Annotated in this window: 15 protein-coding genes; 11 read left to right on the top strand and 4 right to left on the bottom strand. The window is 68.8% G+C overall.

Annotated elements, in window-relative coordinates; all coding sequences use genetic code 11:
• Positions 1-40 precede the first annotated feature (40 nt).
• On the top strand, positions 41-709 hold the full coding sequence (locus SPI01S_RS17815) for a hypothetical protein (RefSeq protein ID WP_066725788.1): 669 nt from the start codon (positions 41-43) through the stop codon (positions 707-709).
• A gap of 30 nt (positions 710-739) precedes the next feature.
• Here the strand turns inward: SPI01S_RS17815 and SPI01S_RS17810 are convergent, their stop codons facing one another.
• A complete protein-coding gene (locus SPI01S_RS17810; protein ID WP_066725785.1) occupies positions 740-2,263 on the bottom strand; it encodes an MFS transporter in 1,524 nt (507 codons plus the stop codon).
• A 132-nt stretch (positions 2,264-2,395) separates the two neighbouring features.
• On the opposite strand from SPI01S_RS17810, the gene SPI01S_RS17805 reads away from it, so the two are divergent.
• The 5 genes from SPI01S_RS17805 to SPI01S_RS17785 all read left to right on the top strand — a co-directional run bounded on the left by SPI01S_RS17805 (position 2,396) and on the right by SPI01S_RS17785 (position 6,603).
• A complete protein-coding gene (locus tag SPI01S_RS17805) occupies positions 2,396-3,715 on the top strand; it encodes an oligogalacturonate lyase family protein (protein ID WP_066725906.1) in 1,320 nt (439 codons plus the stop codon).
• 49 nt (positions 3,716-3,764) lie between these two features.
• Entirely contained in the window at positions 3,765-3,998 is a 234-nt protein-coding gene (locus SPI01S_RS17800; RefSeq protein WP_066725782.1) for a DUF6894 family protein, read from the top strand.
• 64 nt (positions 3,999-4,062) lie between these two features.
• Positions 4,063-4,449, top strand: coding sequence for a VOC family protein (locus SPI01S_RS17795; RefSeq protein WP_066725779.1), 387 nt, complete (start codon positions 4,063-4,065; stop codon positions 4,447-4,449).
• Positions 4,450-4,513: 64 nt separating this feature from the next.
• Positions 4,514-5,839: a M20/M25/M40 family metallo-hydrolase gene (locus tag SPI01S_RS17790; RefSeq protein WP_174539126.1), complete on the top strand. Its 1,326-nt coding sequence runs from the start codon at positions 4,514-4,516 to the stop codon at positions 5,837-5,839.
• The gene (locus SPI01S_RS17785; RefSeq protein ID WP_066725776.1) at positions 5,836-6,603 is read left to right on the top strand and encodes a ThuA domain-containing protein; all 768 of its coding nucleotides are present in this window, start codon (positions 5,836-5,838) and stop codon (positions 6,601-6,603) included. The genes SPI01S_RS17790 and SPI01S_RS17785 overlap by 4 nt, the downstream gene beginning before the upstream one ends.
• Positions 6,604-6,609: 6 nt before the next feature.
• Here SPI01S_RS17785 and SPI01S_RS17780 read toward each other — a convergent pair whose 3' ends face one another.
• Together SPI01S_RS17780 and SPI01S_RS17775 are read right to left on the bottom strand one after the other, a co-directional pair.
• Positions 6,610-6,936: a hypothetical protein gene (locus SPI01S_RS17780; protein ID WP_157084767.1), complete on the bottom strand. Its 327-nt coding sequence runs from the start codon at positions 6,934-6,936 to the stop codon at positions 6,610-6,612.
• 68 nt (positions 6,937-7,004) lie between these two features.
• The gene (locus SPI01S_RS17775; RefSeq protein ID WP_084253552.1) at positions 7,005-10,199 is read right to left on the bottom strand and encodes a helicase-related protein; all 3,195 of its coding nucleotides are present in this window, start codon (positions 10,197-10,199) and stop codon (positions 7,005-7,007) included.
• A 217-nt stretch (positions 10,200-10,416) separates the two neighbouring features.
• Between SPI01S_RS17775 and SPI01S_RS17770 the strand changes: the two genes are divergently transcribed.
• Genes SPI01S_RS17770 through SPI01S_RS17760 form a run of 3 tightly spaced genes read left to right on the top strand, consistent with a single transcriptional unit; the run spans position 10,417 to position 13,775 of the window.
• Entirely contained in the window at positions 10,417-11,340 is a 924-nt protein-coding gene (locus tag SPI01S_RS17770) for a dihydrodipicolinate synthase family protein (protein ID WP_066725770.1), read from the top strand.
• A 6-nt stretch (positions 11,341-11,346) separates the two neighbouring features.
• The gene (locus tag SPI01S_RS17765) at positions 11,347-12,345 is read left to right on the top strand and encodes a 4-hydroxyproline epimerase (protein ID WP_066725766.1); all 999 of its coding nucleotides are present in this window, start codon (positions 11,347-11,349) and stop codon (positions 12,343-12,345) included.
• A 23-nt stretch (positions 12,346-12,368) separates the two neighbouring features.
• Positions 12,369-13,775: an amino acid permease gene (locus tag SPI01S_RS17760; RefSeq protein WP_066725763.1), complete on the top strand. Its 1,407-nt coding sequence runs from the start codon at positions 12,369-12,371 to the stop codon at positions 13,773-13,775.
• Positions 13,776-13,778: 3 nt separating this feature from the next.
• Here the strand turns inward: SPI01S_RS17760 and SPI01S_RS17755 are convergent, their stop codons facing one another.
• Entirely contained in the window at positions 13,779-14,423 is a 645-nt protein-coding gene (locus tag SPI01S_RS17755; RefSeq protein WP_066725760.1) for a GntR family transcriptional regulator, read from the bottom strand.
• A gap of 131 nt (positions 14,424-14,554) precedes the next feature.
• Here SPI01S_RS17755 and SPI01S_RS17750 point away from each other — a divergent pair, with 131 nt between their 5' ends.
• The gene (locus tag SPI01S_RS17750) at positions 14,555-15,787 is read left to right on the top strand and encodes an NAD(P)/FAD-dependent oxidoreductase (protein ID WP_066725758.1); all 1,233 of its coding nucleotides are present in this window, start codon (positions 14,555-14,557) and stop codon (positions 15,785-15,787) included.
• A 10-nt stretch (positions 15,788-15,797) separates the two neighbouring features.
• Positions 15,798-16,982 (top strand): M24 family metallopeptidase, encoded by a 1,185-nt coding sequence (locus tag SPI01S_RS17745; protein ID WP_066725756.1) that lies wholly within the window; start codon positions 15,798-15,800, stop codon positions 16,980-16,982.
• Positions 16,983-17,131 lie beyond the last annotated feature (149 nt).

Raw genomic sequence — 17,131 nt, 5'->3', positions numbered from 1 at the left:
TAACAACCCTCTTGGAACCACTGAGAGGGCTTAGGAAGCAATGGAAGAACCGGCCTGGGGCAGCGCCATGGAAGCTGAACGCGCAAAGCTGGAGCGCTTTTGGCGCCAGAATGGAAACAAGATGCGGGCAGTGATGGAAACACCCCTGTTCAGGCGGTTGGAGGCGTACGACTACCGGCCCATCGACCTTCGGCACCTGCACAACAAGTTCGGCTGGCAGGCCGGCAACAACGCCCATTGCGTTGGTGCATTCTACCGTACCGAGGCGTTCATGGGCTTACCCGACGAAGGTCGGTGCGGAACGAAGAAGGGGCAGACCGTGCACATTGAACACACGGTTCCGATCGCAACGCTCCTCCATGCGATCAGGTCGACGCGCCCGCAGGGATCTCCCCAAATCGCCACCTGGATACTTGCTCGATCCGTCACGACGGCCGTCGCCGATGGGGAAGGGCGCCATACGGAGCGCCGGCGTATCGTGAAGCGAGGTTTTGCCCGTCGGAGTGATGTGCTGACACCGGGTCATGGCGATCAGAACTTCCCGTTCCGGCGCTATGATGCGGAGAGCGGCGCCCGCGTGTGGGATCTGGTGTCGCGCCGGATGGTTGATCCCGACGGTTTCAACCTCGCCGACCACCACGCCAACCTGAAAATTGCCCTGGATTGGGCAGGCCTTTCCCACTGGTCCACCTGTCTTGCTGCGGCGTAAGCATGATGCGCGGCGGGGAGCAGGGCCGGCTCAGTGCCGCCCAGCGCTCCCCGCCACAGGGTTCCTTCCCCAGAGCTGATCGTACCGCCAGCCCGACAGATCCTCCACCACCGCCTTGGCCCGCGCGGAACCCGGCGCGGTCTCGCCGCGCTTGAAGCGGTCGATCTCGGCCATCAGCACGTCGTGCGTGGCGGCGTTCAGCCGGAAGCGGGTGGAGACGAACATGCCGGCGATCAGCACGCCCACCGTGCCGATTCCCAGTACCAGCGCGATGGTGTGGATCGCCTGCGGGCTCTGCACCGCGGCACCCTTGGCAAAGCCGCCCGCGCTCATGATCGCGCCGACGCCGGCGACTGCCGCGGCTTGCGTGAGCTTGCGCACGAACGTCATCACGCCGGCGAACGCGCCCTCGCGGCGACGTCCGGTCACGATCTCGTCGACATCGGCCATGTAGTTGTAGGTCGCCCAGGGGATGTAGTTGAGCGCCCCGCGGCCCAGCCCGGCCAGCGCGATCGGCAGCCACAGCCACGCGCTGCCCACGCGCACGCCCGCGCCCCACTCCGCCAGCAGCGCCAGCACACCCGCCGCGAAGCTCAGCGCCGCCAGCTGGTAGGCGCGGGCAGGGGAGCTGCGCAGCGCCAGGTTGATGGCCAGCAGCACCGCGACGAACTGGACGATGTACATCGTGCCGAGCAGCGTCGACGCCGCCTCGATCGATCCGAACAGCGCAAAGACCACGAAGAAGGTGAACGCTGCGTTGAACACGTCCTGGCTGATATAGCCTCCCAGATACATGCCCAGGTGCAGCCGGAAGGCGCGGATGCGGAAGGTGGAGAACAGGTTCGAGTAGAGCCCGCGAATCGCGGCGCCCATGCTTGGCCGAGGCGCGTCTTCAGGGCGCAGGGCCGCCACTTCCGCCGCGGGCCGCTCCCAGCTGAAGCGGTAGAGCAGTCCCGCGGTTACCATGAACAGGGCGGAGAACAGTATCCCCATGTAGAGGAAGGTCTGCGGGCTGTCCTTGCCCAACGCCTGGATCAGCATGCCTGGCAGGAAGCCGGCCAGGATCGCGCTCGCCTGGGCGAACAGGATCCGCACGCCGGCGAACTTCGCCTTGGTGCGATAGTCGCGCGCCATTTCCGCAGCGAGCGTCTCGTACGGGATGATCTCCATCGCATAGACCAGCTCGAACAGGACGTAGGTCGCGAGATAATACCAGAAGCCCTGTCCCGCGACCCACATGATTGCGAAGGAGGGAAGGAGCGGGATCGCCGCCAGGATGAAGAAGCGGCGCCTGCCGAAGCGGCGACCGATCGGGGTATCCCCCATCGCGTCGGACAGGTGCCCGATCACCGGCGAGGCGATCGCGTCCAGCACCCGCGCCACCGTGAAGATCAGCGCCGCCTGCCATGCTTCCAGCCCGCAGAACTGGGTGTAGAAGATCAGCACCCAGCCCGAGATCACCGCCATCGATCCCGCGCCGAGCACGTCGTTCGATCCATAGGCGGCATAATTGTACCACCGGACGGGGCGGGTGGTGGGCGCGCTGCGGGCCATGCTCTCTCCTGGGATCCGATGTCCGCCACCGCGGCACCGGCTACTTTACTCCATAATATGAACTGCTATCATACTATGTGAAACAACATCAAGCGGCTTGGGGGAGCGATCATGGCACGGCTGGGCAGCTGCATGCGAGTGCTGGGCGCGGGCCTTGCCATGCTGTTGCTGGTGCGAACCGCCGCCGCTGATCCGGTGGCCAGCTGGGTCGACACGACAACCGGCCACCGCGTCGTCCGGATCAGTCGCGAGCCCGGCACGGTGAGCCTCTATTTCACGCAGAACGGCTTCCTGCCCCAGGGCGACAAGATGGCCGTGACGACGCCGCAGGGCATCGCGCTGGTCGACGTCAAGAGCTGGGAGATGCGGCCGCTCGTCACCCGGCCGGGCGCGGTGCTGCTGTTCACCGGGCGCAGGAGCCGCAACGTCTATTTCGCCGAGCGCGGGCGGGACGATGCCGGCGGGCCGTTCGGCGTCTTTGCCGTCGATGCCGACAGCGGCGCGGTGCGGCGAGTGGCGACGGTGCCGGGTGGCTGGATCGGATCGATCAACGCCGACGAGACGCTGCTGCTGGGACAGGTCGCCAGGCCGATTGTGCCGCTGCGGCCCGATGGTACGCTCGCGCGGTCGGAAGGCGAAGTGAACACGCCGGGCATGAACGACTATCGCGCGACCGGGCCGGACGGGAAGCCGCTGCCCTATGCCGAGGCCAAGGAGGTGCACATGAACCGCCGCCTCGATGCGAAGGTGCCGATGGAGATCTTCACCATCGACCTGCGCACCGGCGCGCGGCGGGTGGTGACGGCTTCGACCGACTGGCTCAACCACGTCCAGTTTTCGCCCACCGATCCGCAGCAGATCCTCTATTGCCATGAGGGGCCCTGGCACCGCGTCGATCGGCTCTGGGCCATCCGGGCCGACGGCACGGGGAAACACCGGCTGCACACCCGCACGATGAACATGGAGATTGCCGGTCACGAGTTCTTTTCGCCCGACGGCAAATGGGTCTGGTACGATCTGCAGACGCCGCGCGGGCAGGTGTTCTGGCTGGCCGGAGTCGAGCTCGCGACCGGCAAGCGCCGCTGGCTCCATGTCGAGCGCAACCTCTGGTCGGTGCATTACAACATCGCACCGGACGGCACCCGCTTCTCGGGCGACGGCGGCGATCCCGAAATGGTCGCGCATGCGCCGGACGGGAAATATCTTTACCTCTTCACTCCTGCCGTCATCGCGGATGTGGCGGGCATCCATGCCGACAATGCGGACGCGCTGATCGCCCCCGGCACGTTGGCGGCGGAGAAGCTGGTCGACATGCGCCGACAGGATTATCGGCTCGAGCCGAACATGATCTTCACGCCCGACGGCAAATGGATCCTGTTCCGTGGCAATTTCGAAGGCACCGCGCACCTCTATGCGGTGGAAGTGGCCAAGGCCGGACCGCCGCAACAATAAACAATATCAAGTCCCGGCAACCAGTTGATGCAACGGGCATTGTGCTTGCATGCCCGCCTATCGCTTCCGCTTGTGCACGCCGGACCACCATCCCCATGGCCTGGAGCGCCGCGATCTGCCGGACCTGCGCGCTGCGCTGATCGCCGGCCATGGCCTCGCCCGTGCGCTGCTGCGCCACCGCGGCAGCCGGACCCCGCTGCGCGGCAGCCTGGACATCGAGGATGACCGCGAACAGCCGGTTGCCCGGATCCTGCTCGCGGATCTCGCGCGGCAGCTTTCCTGAGCGACCGCGCCCGACTTGTCTCCCTCTCCCCGCCGCGGCATGCTCGCGGGAAGGGGAGGACGACATGATCGACCATATCGGCATCAACACCGCGGATATCGACCGGGCGCGGCGCTTCTACGCGGCGGCGTTGGCGCCGCTGGGCATCGGGCTGGAGATGGAGGTCACGCCCGAGCAGACCGGCGGATATCACGGGCTCGGCTTCGGGCACGACGGCAAGCCCTTCTTCTGGGTGGGCTCGGGCGGCGCGGCGACCGGGCCGATGCACATCGCCTTCACCGCCGGCAGCCGCGCGGAAGTGGACGCCTTCCACGCCGCGGCGCTGGCGATCGGCGGGACCGACAATGGCGCGCCGGGCCTGCGCCCGCACTATCATCCTCACTACTACGGCGCCTTCGTGCTGGGGCCGGACGGGATCAACGTGGAAGCCGTGTGCCATCAGCCGGCATGAGCGACTTGCCGGGTTGCCGCGGCTGTGGTCAACCGGCCCGATCCGTTCAGCACAGGGGGCTCCGATGATCGATCCGCTTCGCCTTGGTCGCACCGCCGCGCTGCTGCTGGCGGCCATGCCGCTCGCCACCCCTGCGGTGGCGCAGCGCCTGTCCGCGGCGGAAGCGGTGATGACGCGCACCGTCGATGCGGATTATGACCGCTCGGTTGCGCTGCTGGAGACGCTGGTCAACCAGAATAGCGGGACGCTCCATCTCGCCGGTGTGACCAAGGTGGGCGCGATGATGCGCGCCGAGCTGGAGCCGCTGGGCTTCACTGTCGTCTGGAAGCCGATGGACGCGGTGCAGCGCGCGGGTCACCTGATCGCGGTGCACAAGGGCCGCGCGGGCAGCAAGCGGCTGTTGCTGATCGGCCATCTCGATACGGTGTTCGAGCCCAATTCGCCCTTCCAGAAATTCGTCCGCAAGGGCGACCTGGCGGAAGGGCCGGGGGCGGGGGACGACAAGGGCGGCATGGTCGTCATCGTTGCCGCGCTCCGGGCGATGCAGGCTGCGGGCACGCTGAAGAGCGCCAATATCGAGATCGTGCTGACCGGCGACGAGGAAAAATCGGGCAGTCCGCACAGCATCGCGCGTGCCGACCTGATCGCTGCGGGCAAGCGCGCCGATGTGGCGCTCGATTTCGAGGGACTGGTAATCGATGGCGGGCGCGACATGGGCTCGATCGCCCGGCGCTCGGCGATCGACTGGCGGATCACCGCCACCGGCAGGACCGGGCACAGCTCGGGCATCTTCGGTGCCGGCGTGGGCGATGGCGCGATCAACGAACTTGCGCGGATCCTCGCCGCCTTCCGCAAGGAACTGCCCGAGCCCAACCTCACCTTCAACACCGGCGTCATCGCCGGCGGCGCGCAGGCGACGCTCACCGAGAGCGGCGACGCGACCGCGGCGGGCAAGACCAACATCATCCCCCAGACGGCCATCGCGATCGGCGACTTCCGGACGCTGAGCCCGCAACAGACCGCGCGGGTGCGCGCCAAGATGGAAGCGATCGTCGCCGCGCACGCGCCGGAGACCGACGCCAAGATCGTCTTCGGGGAGGGGTATCCCGCCATGGCGCCGACCGAGGGCAACCGCGCGCTGCTCGCCGCCCTGAACGGCGTGAACCGCGACCTCGGACTGCCGGAGATGCCGGCGCTCGATCCGCTCAAGCGCGGGGCAGGGGATGTCTCCTTCGTCGCGGCCGATGTCGACAGCCTCGCGGGGCTGGGCCCCTACAGCACCGGCGACCATACACCGGGCGAGACGGTGGACCTCGCCAGCATTCGCCGCCAGGCCAAGCGCGCGGCGATCCTGATGTCGCGGCTGAGTGCCGGGCGAGCCGCACGGTGAAGCGCGCGCTGGGGCTGCTGCTCGCGCTCGCGGCGCTGCTGTTCCCGGCGCTGGGTCGCGCCGATCCGCAGTTCACGCTGCTGGTGATCGCGGCGCCGAGCCAATATCACCACGAGTACATCCCCGTCGCGCGCGACAGCCTGGAACGGCTCGGCCGCCTGCATGCTTTCGCGATCGACTGGCACAAGGACGGCGCGCCGCTGGACGGCGACCTCAAGCGCTATGCCGCCATCCTGCTGCTCAACACACCGGCCGATGCGTTCAGTCCCGGCCAGCGCGCGGGGCTGGAACGCTACATGCAGGCCGGCGGCAACGCGGTGGTGGTGCACCGCGCGGCGATCGTGCCTGCCGGTGCCTGGCCCTGGTACGAGAAGCTGGTCGGGCGCAGCTTCGTCAACCACCCGATGATCCAGACAGGCGTGGTCACGGTGCTCGACAAGGGCTTCCCGGCCACGTTCGGCCTGCCTGATCGCTGGCTGTGGAGCGATGAGTTCTACGTCACCAGCAATCCGTTCGACATTGCCGTCCACCGCGTCCTCGGCGTTGACGAGGCGAGCTACGATCCTACCCGCATCTGGCCGGGGCAGGTGGGCCGCCGGATGGGCAGGGACCATCCCGAGGCCTGGTTCCACGTCTGGGAGAAGGGCAGGGTGTTCGTGACGCTGCTCGGCCACGAGGCGGAGATGTACCGCGACGACCGCTACCTCCAGCACCTGCTGGGCGGCATCACCTGGGCCGCGACCGGGCTCGGCGAGCAGCGTTGAAGGCGGTCAGCCGTCGCGGGCGGCGCGGCGGGCAGCGAGCACCGCATTGATCCGGTCGGTCGACCGGTCCTCGACACAGGCCTTGAGCTCGCGCCGCGTCGGCACACCGGCCTCGACGCATTGCTGCGCGACGCCGCAGGGGATCGCATCGAGATCGGTCTGGCCCGAGCCGCGCAAGATCCGGCAGTTGCGCAAGGCCATTCCATCGCTGCGCTTGTCGGTCTTGAGGTCGACCTTGATCATCCGCAGTTGGCGGGAAACGACGATGATCTCCTCCTCGGCATTGAATGCCGGGGTCGTCTGGAGCATCAGCAGCAGGATCGGCAGAATCATCGCGCCATTCCTCTCCATTATGTTTTCTGTGACGAGCCTATGCCGGATCGGCACGCCGCACAACGCCATCAATCGTTCGTCATCGCCTCCAATGCCGTTTCGATCCGGGCCAGTCGCTCAGCTGGGTCCTCGATTCGTTCGGCGAGCAGCAGGCGATCGCCCTTTGCGGCGAGCCCGGCACGCTGCGTGTCCCCCGCGAAACCGGCGCGGGGCGTGAAGGCGATCGCCGCCGGGCCGGCATCGATTCGCGCAATTTCCAGTGCCAGCGCCTGCGCGCGCACCCGCGCGACCGCGAGCAGCGTCGCCGCTGCTTCGGGCAGCGCGCCGAAGCGGTCCTCCAGTTCCGCCTCGAGCGCATCGATCGCCCCGCCGTCCGCGGCGCGCGCGAGGCGGACGTAGAAGCCGACGCGCAATTCCTCGTCCGGGATCCAGCTTTCCGGAAGGCATCCCTGCACGCCCAGATGGAGTTCGGGCGCCCAGCGCTCCACCGGCTCGCCGCGGGCGGTGCGCAGCGCCGCTTCGAGGAGGTGCTGATAGAGGTCCACGCCGATCAGCTTCATGTGCCCGGCCTGCGCCTCGCCTAGCAGGTCGCCGGCGCCGCGCATGTCGAGGTCTTGCGCGCTGATCGCGAAGCCGGCGCCCAGCCGGTCGAACGCCTCCAGCGTTCGGAGCCGCTTGAGCGTGCGCGGGCTGATCGGCCTGTCGGGTTCGGTCAGCAGCAGTACCTGGCCCCGCCGACTGCCGCGCCCCACCCGGCCGCGCAGCTGGTGCAGCTGGCTCAACCCGAAGCGATCGGCGCGGTAAAGGACCATGGTATTGGCGCGCGGCACGTCCAGTCCGGCCTCGATGATGTTGGTGGCCAGCAGCACATCGCCGTCGCCGCGACCGAAACGCACCATCGCCTCGTCGATCTCCGCCGCCGGCATCTTGCCATGGGCCTGGAGCAGCTCGAGCTCCGGCACCAGCGTCGCGATCTTCGCGGCGAGCGGCGCCATGTCCTCGATCCGCGGAACGACGACGAAACTCTGGCCGCCACGGCTCCGCTCGCGCAGCAGCGCGGCACGGACCAGGCGCTCGTCGAAGCTGCCCACCGCCGTACGGATCGGCTGGCGGCGGGCCGGCGGCGTGGCGATGACGGAAAGATGCTGGATGCCGACCAGCGCCGCCTGCAGCGTGCGGGGAATCGGCGTGGCGCTCAGCGTCAGCACATGGCCGGCGCCGAGCGTGCGGAGCTTCTCCTTGTCGGCGGCGCCGAAGCGCTGTTCCTCGTCGATGATGACGAGCGCGAGCCGATCGTAGGTGACGCCCTTGCCGGCGACCGCACCCGTACCGATCACGACCTGGATCGATCCGTCGGCAAGCCCCGCCTTCACCCGCTTCTTCTCCGCCGCGCTCGACAGGCGGGAGAGGCCGGCCACCGCGATGCCGCTGTTTTCGAACCGTTCGCCAAAGGTCTCCAGATGCTGGCGGGCAAGCACGGTGGTCGGCGCCGCGATCGCAACCTGATGGCCGGCAAGGGCGGCGAGCGCGGCTGCGCGAAGGGCGACTTCGGTCTTGCCGAAGCCGACGTCGCCGATCACGAGCCGGTCCATGGGCGTGCCGGCGACCAGGTCCCCGCGCACGGCCTCGATCGCGCGTGCCTGGTCGCGCGTCTCGCTATAGGGGAAGCCTGCGACGAACCGCTCATAGGACGCGGTGTCCGGCGCGAGCACCGGTGCCGTCCGCGCCAGCCGCTCCTCGGCCAGCGCGATCATCCCCCGCGCGGTCTCGGCAATGGCGAGATCGATCGCGCCGCGCCGCTTCTGCCAGCTGGACCCGTCGAGCTTGTCGAGCGCCACCGCATCCGCATCGCCTCCATAGCGCCACAGCCGGTCGGCCTCTGCCACCGGCACCAGTCGCACCCCGCCATCTGCATAGGCAAGCGCGATGGCGTCGCCGCCGGCTTCGTCGTCGCCGGGCATGGGCGCCAGGCCCGTCACCACGGCGATGCCGTGATCCTCGTGGACGACCAGGTCGCCCAGACGGATCTCGGTCTGCCCGAACAGGCTGGTGTCGGCGGCGCCGGTCGTGCCCGTGTCGCGCTCCGCGCGGCTGCCGAGCAAATCGGCGGCTGCCACGGCGACGATACCGCCGCGCCGGAAGCCGCGGTCCACCGGCGCCTCCAGCAGCGCCACGGTGCCCGGCGGCTGGCGCTGGAGCTCGGCCCAGCTTGCGACGTCGGCGAGATCCATCTTCAGCACGCCGGCAACGCGGCTGCGCAGGAAGCGGAGATCGCGGGCGCTGCCGAGCAGCACCAGCCGCTCCCTCGCTGCAACCGCGTCGCGCGCGACACGGGCGAAGGCGCGAAGCGGGGCGCGGCCTTCGATGAAGCGGGGCGGGGGATCGCCTGCAGGCGCGACGACCAGCGGCGAATGCGCCCCGGTTGTCGCCTCCCACTGCGCGCTTTCGATCACATCGCGCAGGCCCCGCCCGGGCCGGCGCCGCCTGGAATCGGCGGCGAGTGCGAGGAAGCGCTTGCGCCGATCGTCTGCGGCGGGTTCGATCGCCAGCAATGCACCCGGAAGATGCGCCGGCAGCGGTACGCCATCCGCGCCAAGCGGCGGTTCGGCGACGCGGCCGAGTTCCTGCGCCTTGCAATCGCCGGTGGTCCGCTGGGTGCCCGGGTCGTAGCTGCGCAGCGCGATCGCGCGGCCGTCGACCACCTCGACCCGGCGCGGCGCGTCAGCATCGGCGGGGTAGACGTCCAGAACCTGGCCGCGCAGCGCGACCTCGCCCGGTTCGTCGACGCGCTCGTCCTCGACATAGCCGGCTTCGACCAGCGCTGCGAACAGCGCTGGAAGGTCGACAGGCTCGCCCACGGCGATGCGCGGCGGGGCTGCGTCAAAGGCTTCGGCCGGCGGGTAGCGGCGGGCGAGCGCCTCACCGGTGGTGATGCACGCGATCCGCGGGCGTTCCTTCTCCGCCTGCGCGAGATACAGCCGGCGCAGGGCAGCGACTCGCTCGCCGACATTGGCAGGCGAAGCCGGGGCGGCATCGCCGGGCAGGGCATCGCTACCCGGGCAGAACACGACCATGGCCTCCGGGGCGAGTGCCGTCAGCGCCCGCGCGACCGCGATCGCACGCGGTTCGTCGCCGGCGGCGAACAGCAGATCGTCGGATCCCAGCGTCTCGGCAAGCAGGGCGGCGACGTCGCCCGCTGGCAAGGCGTTCGGCGCCTGGGTGGGCGCGATCGCGCGTGCAACGGGACCGCGAGGTGAAGCCATGCTGGAAAGCCTTTGGAACGAGCGAGCTACCGCTAACGAGCGGTCTGCTCCGCCGTTCCCGGGCAGGAGGGCAGCCAGCCGGGCCCGCGCCCGTGCATCACGCGTTCCGAGGGGCCTTTCGGTCGAGACGAAAAATGTGCACTCCTTCGTGCAGGCCTTGCGCTGAACTGGGATACCGTATACGAAATCATCCAACCCTTTGGAGGATCGTGTTCTTATGACTGCAGCCAAGACGCTCTGGACCGGCGTCTATCCCGCGGCGACCACTCAGTTTGCCGCGGACCTTTCGGTCGATCTCGCAGCGACCCAGCGTGTTCAGACCGCGCTGGTCGACGATGGCGTCGATGGCCTGATCCTGCTCGGCACGTGCGGCGAGAACAACTCGCTCGAGCCCGACGAGAAGCGCCTGGTGCTGCGCGCCGGCGTGGAAGCGGTCGGCAAGCGCGTACCGCTGGTGGCGGGTGTGTCGGAATTCACGACCGCGCGCGCGATCGAATATGCCCGGGACGCCGAGAAGATCGGCATCGATGCGCTGATGCTGCTGCCGGCCATGGTCTATGTGCCGACCGCCGAGGAGCTGGAGGCGCATTTCCGCGCCGTCGCGGCGGCGACCTCGCTGCCGATCATGCTCTACAACAACCCGCCGGCCTATCGCGTGTCGATCGACACCGAGACGCTGGACCGGCTGACCGATGTGAAGAACATCGTGGCCGTCAAGGAAAGCGCGCCCGATCCGCGTCGCTTCACCGACCTCTTCAACCGCTATGGCGATCGCTACACGCTGATGGCCGGCCTGGACGATGTGGCGCTGGAAGGCCTCTTCCTGGGCGCGTCGGGCTGGGTGTCGGGCCTTACCAGCGCCTTCCCGGAGGAATCGGTGCGGCTGGTCTCGGCGTTCAACGAAGGTCGGTACGACGAGGCCCGCGAGATCTACCGCTGGTTCATGCCGCTCCTCCACCTCGATGCCGAGCATGATCTGGTGCAGTCGATCAAGCTCGCCGAGCAGATCATGGGCCGCGGCAACGAGCGGGTCCGCATGCCGCGCCTGCCGCTTTCGGGCGAACGCCGTGCGCAGGTGATCCGCTGGGTCGAAGAAGCCGCGGCAACCCGCCCCAGCCAACGCACGTCGAAGGCAGCCTGAACTCCCATGCGCCACACCTTCTTCTGCATCGACGGTCATACCGCAGGCAATCCGGTGCGGCTGGTTGCGGGTGGGGCGCCGCTGCTGCGGGGCAGCGACATGCTGGCGCGGCGCGCGGACTTTCTCGAGCGGTTCGACTGGATCCGCACGGGGCTGTGCTTCGAACCGCGCGGGCATGACATGATGTCGGGCGGGTTCCTCTACCCGCCCACCCGCGAGGATGCCGATTGCGGCATCCTGTTCATCGAGACCTCGGGATGCCTGCCGATGTGCGGCCACGGCACCATAGGCATGGTCACCTTCGGCCTCGAACACGGGCTGATCACCCCGCGCACGCCGGGGCAGCTGCGTATCGAGGTGCCGGCAGGCGTGATCGACATCACCTATGGCACCGAGGGCGATCGCGTGCGCTGGGTGCGGATCCGCAACGTGCCTGCCTATGTCGCCGCAACGGGGATCGAAATCGAGGTGCCGGGCTTCGGTCCGCTCGTGGTCGACGTGTCCTATGGCGGCAACTATTATGCGATCATCGAGCCGCAGGGGCCCTATACCGGCCTCGACGATCTCGGCGCCTCGCGCATCGTCGAGCTCAGCCGCACCATCCGCACATTGATGCGCGAGGCCGTAGAGCCGGTGCATCCGCTCGACGACCGGATCCGGGGCGTCAGCCACGTCCTCTGGGCGGACAAGCCCAAGGGGGAAGGCGCCGACGGCCGCAATGCCGTCTTCTACGGTGAGCGGGCGATCGACCGCAGCCCGTGCGGTACCGGCACCTCGGCGCGGCTGGCGCATCTCGAGCAGCAGGGGCGCCTACAGGTCGGCGACCGCTTCGTGCACGAAAGCTATATCGGCAGCCGCTTCATCGGCCGGGTCGAAGAGGCGGTGATGGTGGGTGACCGGCCCGGCATCATCCCTTCTATCGAAGGCTCGGCGATCGCGACGGGCTTCAACACCATCTGGATCGATCGCGAAGACCCGTTCTGGGCCGGCTTCTCGGTCGTCTGATCACAACGAAATCTGGGGGACGCATGGGTTTTTGGGGACCGGTCAAGCCGATCGAACGCAGCACGGGCCATAGCGCGCATCGGCTGCGCCCCACGCTTTCCTGGCCGCACCTGATCGCGCTGGGGGTCGGCGCGATCGTCGGGACCGGCATCTACACGCTGACCGGCGTCGGCGCCGAACGGGCCGGCCCCGCCGTGATCCTCGCGTTCGTGATCGCCGGCGCAGTGTGCGCCTGCGCGGCACTCGCCTATGCCGAGCTCGCAACGATGATCCCGGCCGCCGGCAGCGCCTATACCTACAGCTATTCGGTGCTGGGCGAGACGATCGCCTGGGTCGTCGGCTGGAGCCTGATCCTCGAGTATTCGCTCGCCTGCTCGGCGGTGGCGGTGGGCTGGTCCGGCTATCTGGTCGGCTGGCTCGAATCCGCGGGCGTGCATCTGCCCGCGCTGCTCCTCCAGGGGCCGCACGCCGGCGGCCTGGTCAACCTGCCCGCCGTGCTCGTCTCCTTCGCCATCGCCGGCATGCTGATGCTCGGCACGCGCGAGAGCGCGACGCTCAACATCGTCCTGGTCGTCATCAAGCTGGTGGCGCTCGCCGTGTTCGTCGCGCTCGCGCTGCCGGGCTTCGACGCCGCCAACTTCCACCCCTTCATGCCGCACGGCTTCGCCAGCCATGCCGAGGGAACCGCGACCCGCGGGGTGATGGCCGCCGCCGCGATCGTGTTCTTCGCCTTTTACGGATTCGATGCCGTCGCTACTTCGGCGGAGGAAGCCAAGAACCCCGGCCGCGACCTGACCATCGGCATCGTCGGATCGATGGCGCTGTGCACCACCATCTACATTCTGGTCGCAGTCGCCTCGGTAGGCGCGATGTCGACCGCGACGCTCGGCAACTCGCCCGAACCGCTGGCGCTGGTGCTGCGCACGCTCGGCCACCCTTTCGCCGCCTGGGCCATCGCCGCGGCCGCGCTGGTCGCGCTCCCCTCGGTGATCCTGGTGATGATGTACGGGCAGAGCCGCATCTTCTTCGTGATGGCGCGCGACGGGCTGTTGCCGCGTGCGCTCGCCAAGGTCTCGCCGCGGACCGGCGCGCCGGTACTGGTCACCGGCATCACCGGGCTGTTCGTGGCGGCGGTCGCCGGTTTCTTGCGGCTCGACGAGATTGCCGAGCTCGCCAATGCGGGCACGCTGATCGCGTTTATCGCCGTGGGCGTCTGCATGATGCTGCTGCGCCGCCGCGCGCCCGATGCGCCACGCATCTTCCGCTGCCCGCAGCCCTATCTGGTGGGCACGCTGGCGGTGCTGGGCTGCCTCTATCTGCTGTTCTCGCTGCCGGAGAAGACGCTGGTCCGCTTCCTGCTCTGGAACGTCGCGGGCCTTGCCGTCTACTTCCTCTATGGGCGCGCCCGCAGCGTGCTGGCGCGCGGCTGAGGCTCAGCCGTTCAACTGGCGGCGCAGGTCGGTGAGTGTGCCTTCGATATGGGCGCGGGCGAGCGCGCGGGCGCGATCGGCATCGCCGCTCTCCCACGCGGTCATCAGCTCGGCATGTTCCAGATGCGCCCGATCCTCGCGGCCCGCCGGCTCGAGATGCTTGTGAACATAGCGCTCGGCCAGGATCTGCAGCCGCTCGACGAGCTGGGTGGTGAGCAGCCGCCCGCCCGGACGGACCAGCGCGATGTGGAACTCGCGATTGCGCGCGGCGACTTCGTCGAGATGCTCGGCCGCGGCCAGATCGAGCGCGGCGAGACCATCGCGCGCCGCAGCCCGGTCGGCATCGGTGGCGGACAGGGCGCCGGCGGCGACGGCATCCGGTTCGATCGCCAGCCGCAGCGCGAAGATTTCTTCCGCTTCGCCCGAGGACATAGCGCGCACGAAATAGCCGCGGTTCGCCTGGCCGACGAGCAGCCCTTCCTGCTCCAGCCGCGCCAGCGCCTCGCGCAACGGGATCTTGCTGACGCCGAGCTGGTTGGCGAGCGCGTCCTGCCGGATCGCCTGATCCACCGGCAGCTTGCCGGAGACGATCTGCTCGCGGACGATCGTGAAGATCTGTTCCGAAAGCGTGCGGACGACGATGCTCATGCGGCGGGACTTTCCTTGGTGCGATCACGGATACGGAGGCCATGGTTTCCGCGCGCTGGGCAAGCGACAATTGGCGCGTACGGCCTTGAAATACAGTATACCTCTATCTCAATCTGGGCAAGGCGAACTTGATGCAGCGCAACATGGTGGTGATCGGCGGCGGCGTGGTCGGGCTGGCGAGCGCGCTGGCGCTTGCACGTGCCGGCTGGTCGGTGCGGCTGGTCGATGACGATCCGCAGCGCAGTGCCGCCTCCTGGGGGAACGCAGGTCATATCGCCATAGAGCAGGTCGAACCGATCGCCTCCTGGGCGACGGTGCGTAGCCTGCCGCGTCGTCGCTTCGGGGCAGGCGGCGCGGTGTCGCTGCCGCCGGCAGCGTGGCGACACTGGCTGTCCTTCGGCCTGCGCCTGCTCGGTGCGGCGCGGCCGAGCAGGTTCGCGCGCGGACGAACCGCGCTGTCGGGCCTGCTCGGCGAAGCAATGCCGGCGTGGCGGCGGCTGAGTGCCAGCCTCGATACGCCGGACCTGCTGCGCGAGGAGGGGCATGTTGTCGCTTGGGGAAGCGTGGCGGCGGCAGAGGCGGGGCGCCGCGCCTGGGCGGCGGCGGACATTGGCACGGCGGCATTCCGCGACGCGACGCCCGCCGAGCTTCACCAGCTGCCGGGCAGCGCGCGCGCGGGTGCGATCCGATTCACCAATACCGCCCAGATCGCCGATCTGGGCGCGCTCGATCGTGCGCTGCGTGCCGCGCTGGTAGCAGCGGGCGGCACGATCCTCCCCGGTCGCGCTACGCTCACGCTGGCGGGAGGGGAGGCGCGGCTGGCGGTCGACGGTGCGGCGGTGCCGGATGTCGACCAGCTGCTGGTAAGCGCCGGCGTCGCTTCGGGCCGGTTGCTGGCGCCGCTGGGCCACCGGGTGCCGATCATCGCGGAGCGCGGCTACCATATCCGCGCGGTCGATCATGACTGGCCCGCCGACCTGCCGCCCTTGGTGTTCGAGGATCGTGCGATGATCGTCACTCGCTATGCCGGCTGCGTGCAGGCGGCGAGTTTCGTTGAGTTCGCCGGCATCGATACGCCGCCCGATCCGGCGAAATGGGAAAGGCTGGAGGCGCATGTCGTGGCGCTCGGCCTGCCGCTGCGGCCGCCCTTCACGCGCTGGACCGGCGCGCGGCCGACGCTCCCCGACTATCTTCCGGCGATCGGGCGGAGTGCCAGGGCAGGCAATCTGCTCTACGCCTTCGGCCATCAGCATCTCGGACTTACCCTGGCCGCAGTGACCGGGGAAAGCATCGTCGCGCTGGCGGAAGGGAGAGCTGCCGCCATCGACCTTGCCCCCTTCGGCCTCCAACGTTTCTACGCATGAGGAAGACAGCATGACCATCGGCGGATCCACCGCGGAAACCGAACTTGCGGCACTGGCCCCCTGGGCGGACCGCGCGCCCGCGATCACCCTCGGCGAGCGGCAGGACCGCCTCGCGCGCGTGCGCGTGCGAACCGAAGCTATGGGCGCGCAGGCGCTGCTGGTGAACGCCGGCATGTCGCTGCGCTATTTCGCCGGCGTCCCATGGGGCGCGACCGAGCGGCTGGTCGCGATGCTGCTGCCGCTCGACGGCGAGCCGATCATGATCTGCCCGCGCTTCGAACTCGGCTCGCTCACCGCCGACATGGCATTCGAGGCGGACATGCGGCTGTGGGAGGAAGACGAGGATCCCTTCGCGCTGGTGGCGGATGCGCTGAAGGGCGTGACCACGCTCGCGATCGACCCGGCGCTGCCCTTCCAGATGGCCGAGCGGCTGCGCCGTGCCGCGCCTGGCGTCACGCTGGTCGACGGCGCCCCCGCGATCGACGGCTGCCGAATGCGCAAGTCACCCGGCGAGATCGCGCTGATGCAGCAGGCCAAGGCCATGACACTGGCGGTCCACCACGCCGCCGCCCGCATTCTCGTGCCCGGCATCACCACGGGGGCGGTCAAGCGCTTCATCGATCAGGCGCACCGCGCGCTGGGGGCGGCGGGCTCGAGCTTCTGCATCGTCCAGTTCGGCCATGCGACGGCCTTCCCTCATGGCCTTCCCGGCGAACAGGCGCTGGAAGAGGGCCAGCTCGTGCTGATCGACACGGGCTGTACCGTCGAAGGCTATCATTCGGACATTACCCGCACCTATGCCTTTGGCCGCGTCTCGGACGAGGAGCAGGCGCTCTGGTCGCTGGAGAAGGAAGCCCAGGCGGCCGCCTTCGCTGCCGCGCAGTTGGGCGTGCCGTGCGAACGGGTCGATGCCGCGGCGCGCGCGGTTCTCGAAAAGGCGGGGCTTGGTCCGGACTATCGCCTGCCGGGCCTGCCGCATCGCACCGGTCACGGCATTGGACTGTCGATCCACGAGCCGGCCTATCTCGTGCGCGGGGACCGTACGCCACTCGATGTAGGCATGTGCTTCTCGAACGAACCGATGATCGTCGTGCCCGATCGCTTCGGCATCCGTCTCGAAGACCATTTCCACATGACCGATTCGGGTCCGCGGTGGTTCACGAAGCCGCAGGAAGCGATCGATCGGCTCGGCTGATGCCCGATTCTCGCGTTTCGAGGCCCGATTCGGCGGTGATTCGGCGTGATTCGGCTCGCAATGGTCATCAAATGGTCATGCGAGCGGCGATCGAGGCACCGTGAAAGCGACGGTTTTCCGCGGGTTTCAGGGCGCTAGGCGCACGAAAC

It is taken from the genome of Sphingomonas pituitosa NBRC 102491 (assembly GCF_001598435.1).
Classification (GTDB): Bacteria; Pseudomonadota; Alphaproteobacteria; order Sphingomonadales; family Sphingomonadaceae; genus Sphingomonas; species Sphingomonas pituitosa.
The sequence above is the reverse complement of the archived record's forward strand: the minus strand, read 5'-3'. Positions and strand labels throughout refer to the sequence as shown.

Bases quoted from the DNA above. Each gene is read 5' to 3' on its own strand.
- SPI01S_RS17805 (WP_066725906.1), top strand. From the start codon at position 2,396: ATGCGAGTGCTGGGCGCGGGCCTTGCCATGCTGTTGCTGGTGCGAACC.
- SPI01S_RS17745 (WP_066725756.1), top strand. From the start codon at position 15,798: ATGACCATCGGCGGATCCACCGCGGAAACCGAACTTGCGGCACTGGCC.
- SPI01S_RS17810 (WP_066725785.1), bottom strand. From the start codon at position 2,263: ATGGCCCGCAGCGCGCCCACCACCCGCCCCGTCCGGTGGTACAATTAT.
- SPI01S_RS17765 (WP_066725766.1), top strand. From the start codon at position 11,347: ATGCGCCACACCTTCTTCTGCATCGACGGTCATACCGCAGGCAATCCG.
- SPI01S_RS17755 (WP_066725760.1), bottom strand. From the start codon at position 14,423: ATGAGCATCGTCGTCCGCACGCTTTCGGAACAGATCTTCACGATCGTC.
- SPI01S_RS17750 (WP_066725758.1), top strand. From the start codon at position 14,555: ATGCAGCGCAACATGGTGGTGATCGGCGGCGGCGTGGTCGGGCTGGCG.
- SPI01S_RS17790 (WP_174539126.1), top strand. From the start codon at position 4,514: ATGATCGATCCGCTTCGCCTTGGTCGCACCGCCGCGCTGCTGCTGGCG.
- SPI01S_RS17780 (WP_157084767.1), bottom strand. From the start codon at position 6,936: ATGATTCTGCCGATCCTGCTGCTGATGCTCCAGACGACCCCGGCATTC.
- SPI01S_RS17760 (WP_066725763.1), top strand. From the start codon at position 12,369: ATGGGTTTTTGGGGACCGGTCAAGCCGATCGAACGCAGCACGGGCCAT.
- SPI01S_RS17775 (WP_084253552.1), bottom strand. From the start codon at position 10,199: ATGGCTTCACCTCGCGGTCCCGTTGCACGCGCGATCGCGCCCACCCAG.
- SPI01S_RS17800 (WP_066725782.1), top strand. From the start codon at position 3,765: ATGCCCGCCTATCGCTTCCGCTTGTGCACGCCGGACCACCATCCCCAT.
- SPI01S_RS17795 (WP_066725779.1), top strand. From the start codon at position 4,063: ATGATCGACCATATCGGCATCAACACCGCGGATATCGACCGGGCGCGG.
- SPI01S_RS17815 (WP_066725788.1), top strand. From the start codon at position 41: ATGGAAGAACCGGCCTGGGGCAGCGCCATGGAAGCTGAACGCGCAAAG.
- SPI01S_RS17770 (WP_066725770.1), top strand. From the start codon at position 10,417: ATGACTGCAGCCAAGACGCTCTGGACCGGCGTCTATCCCGCGGCGACC.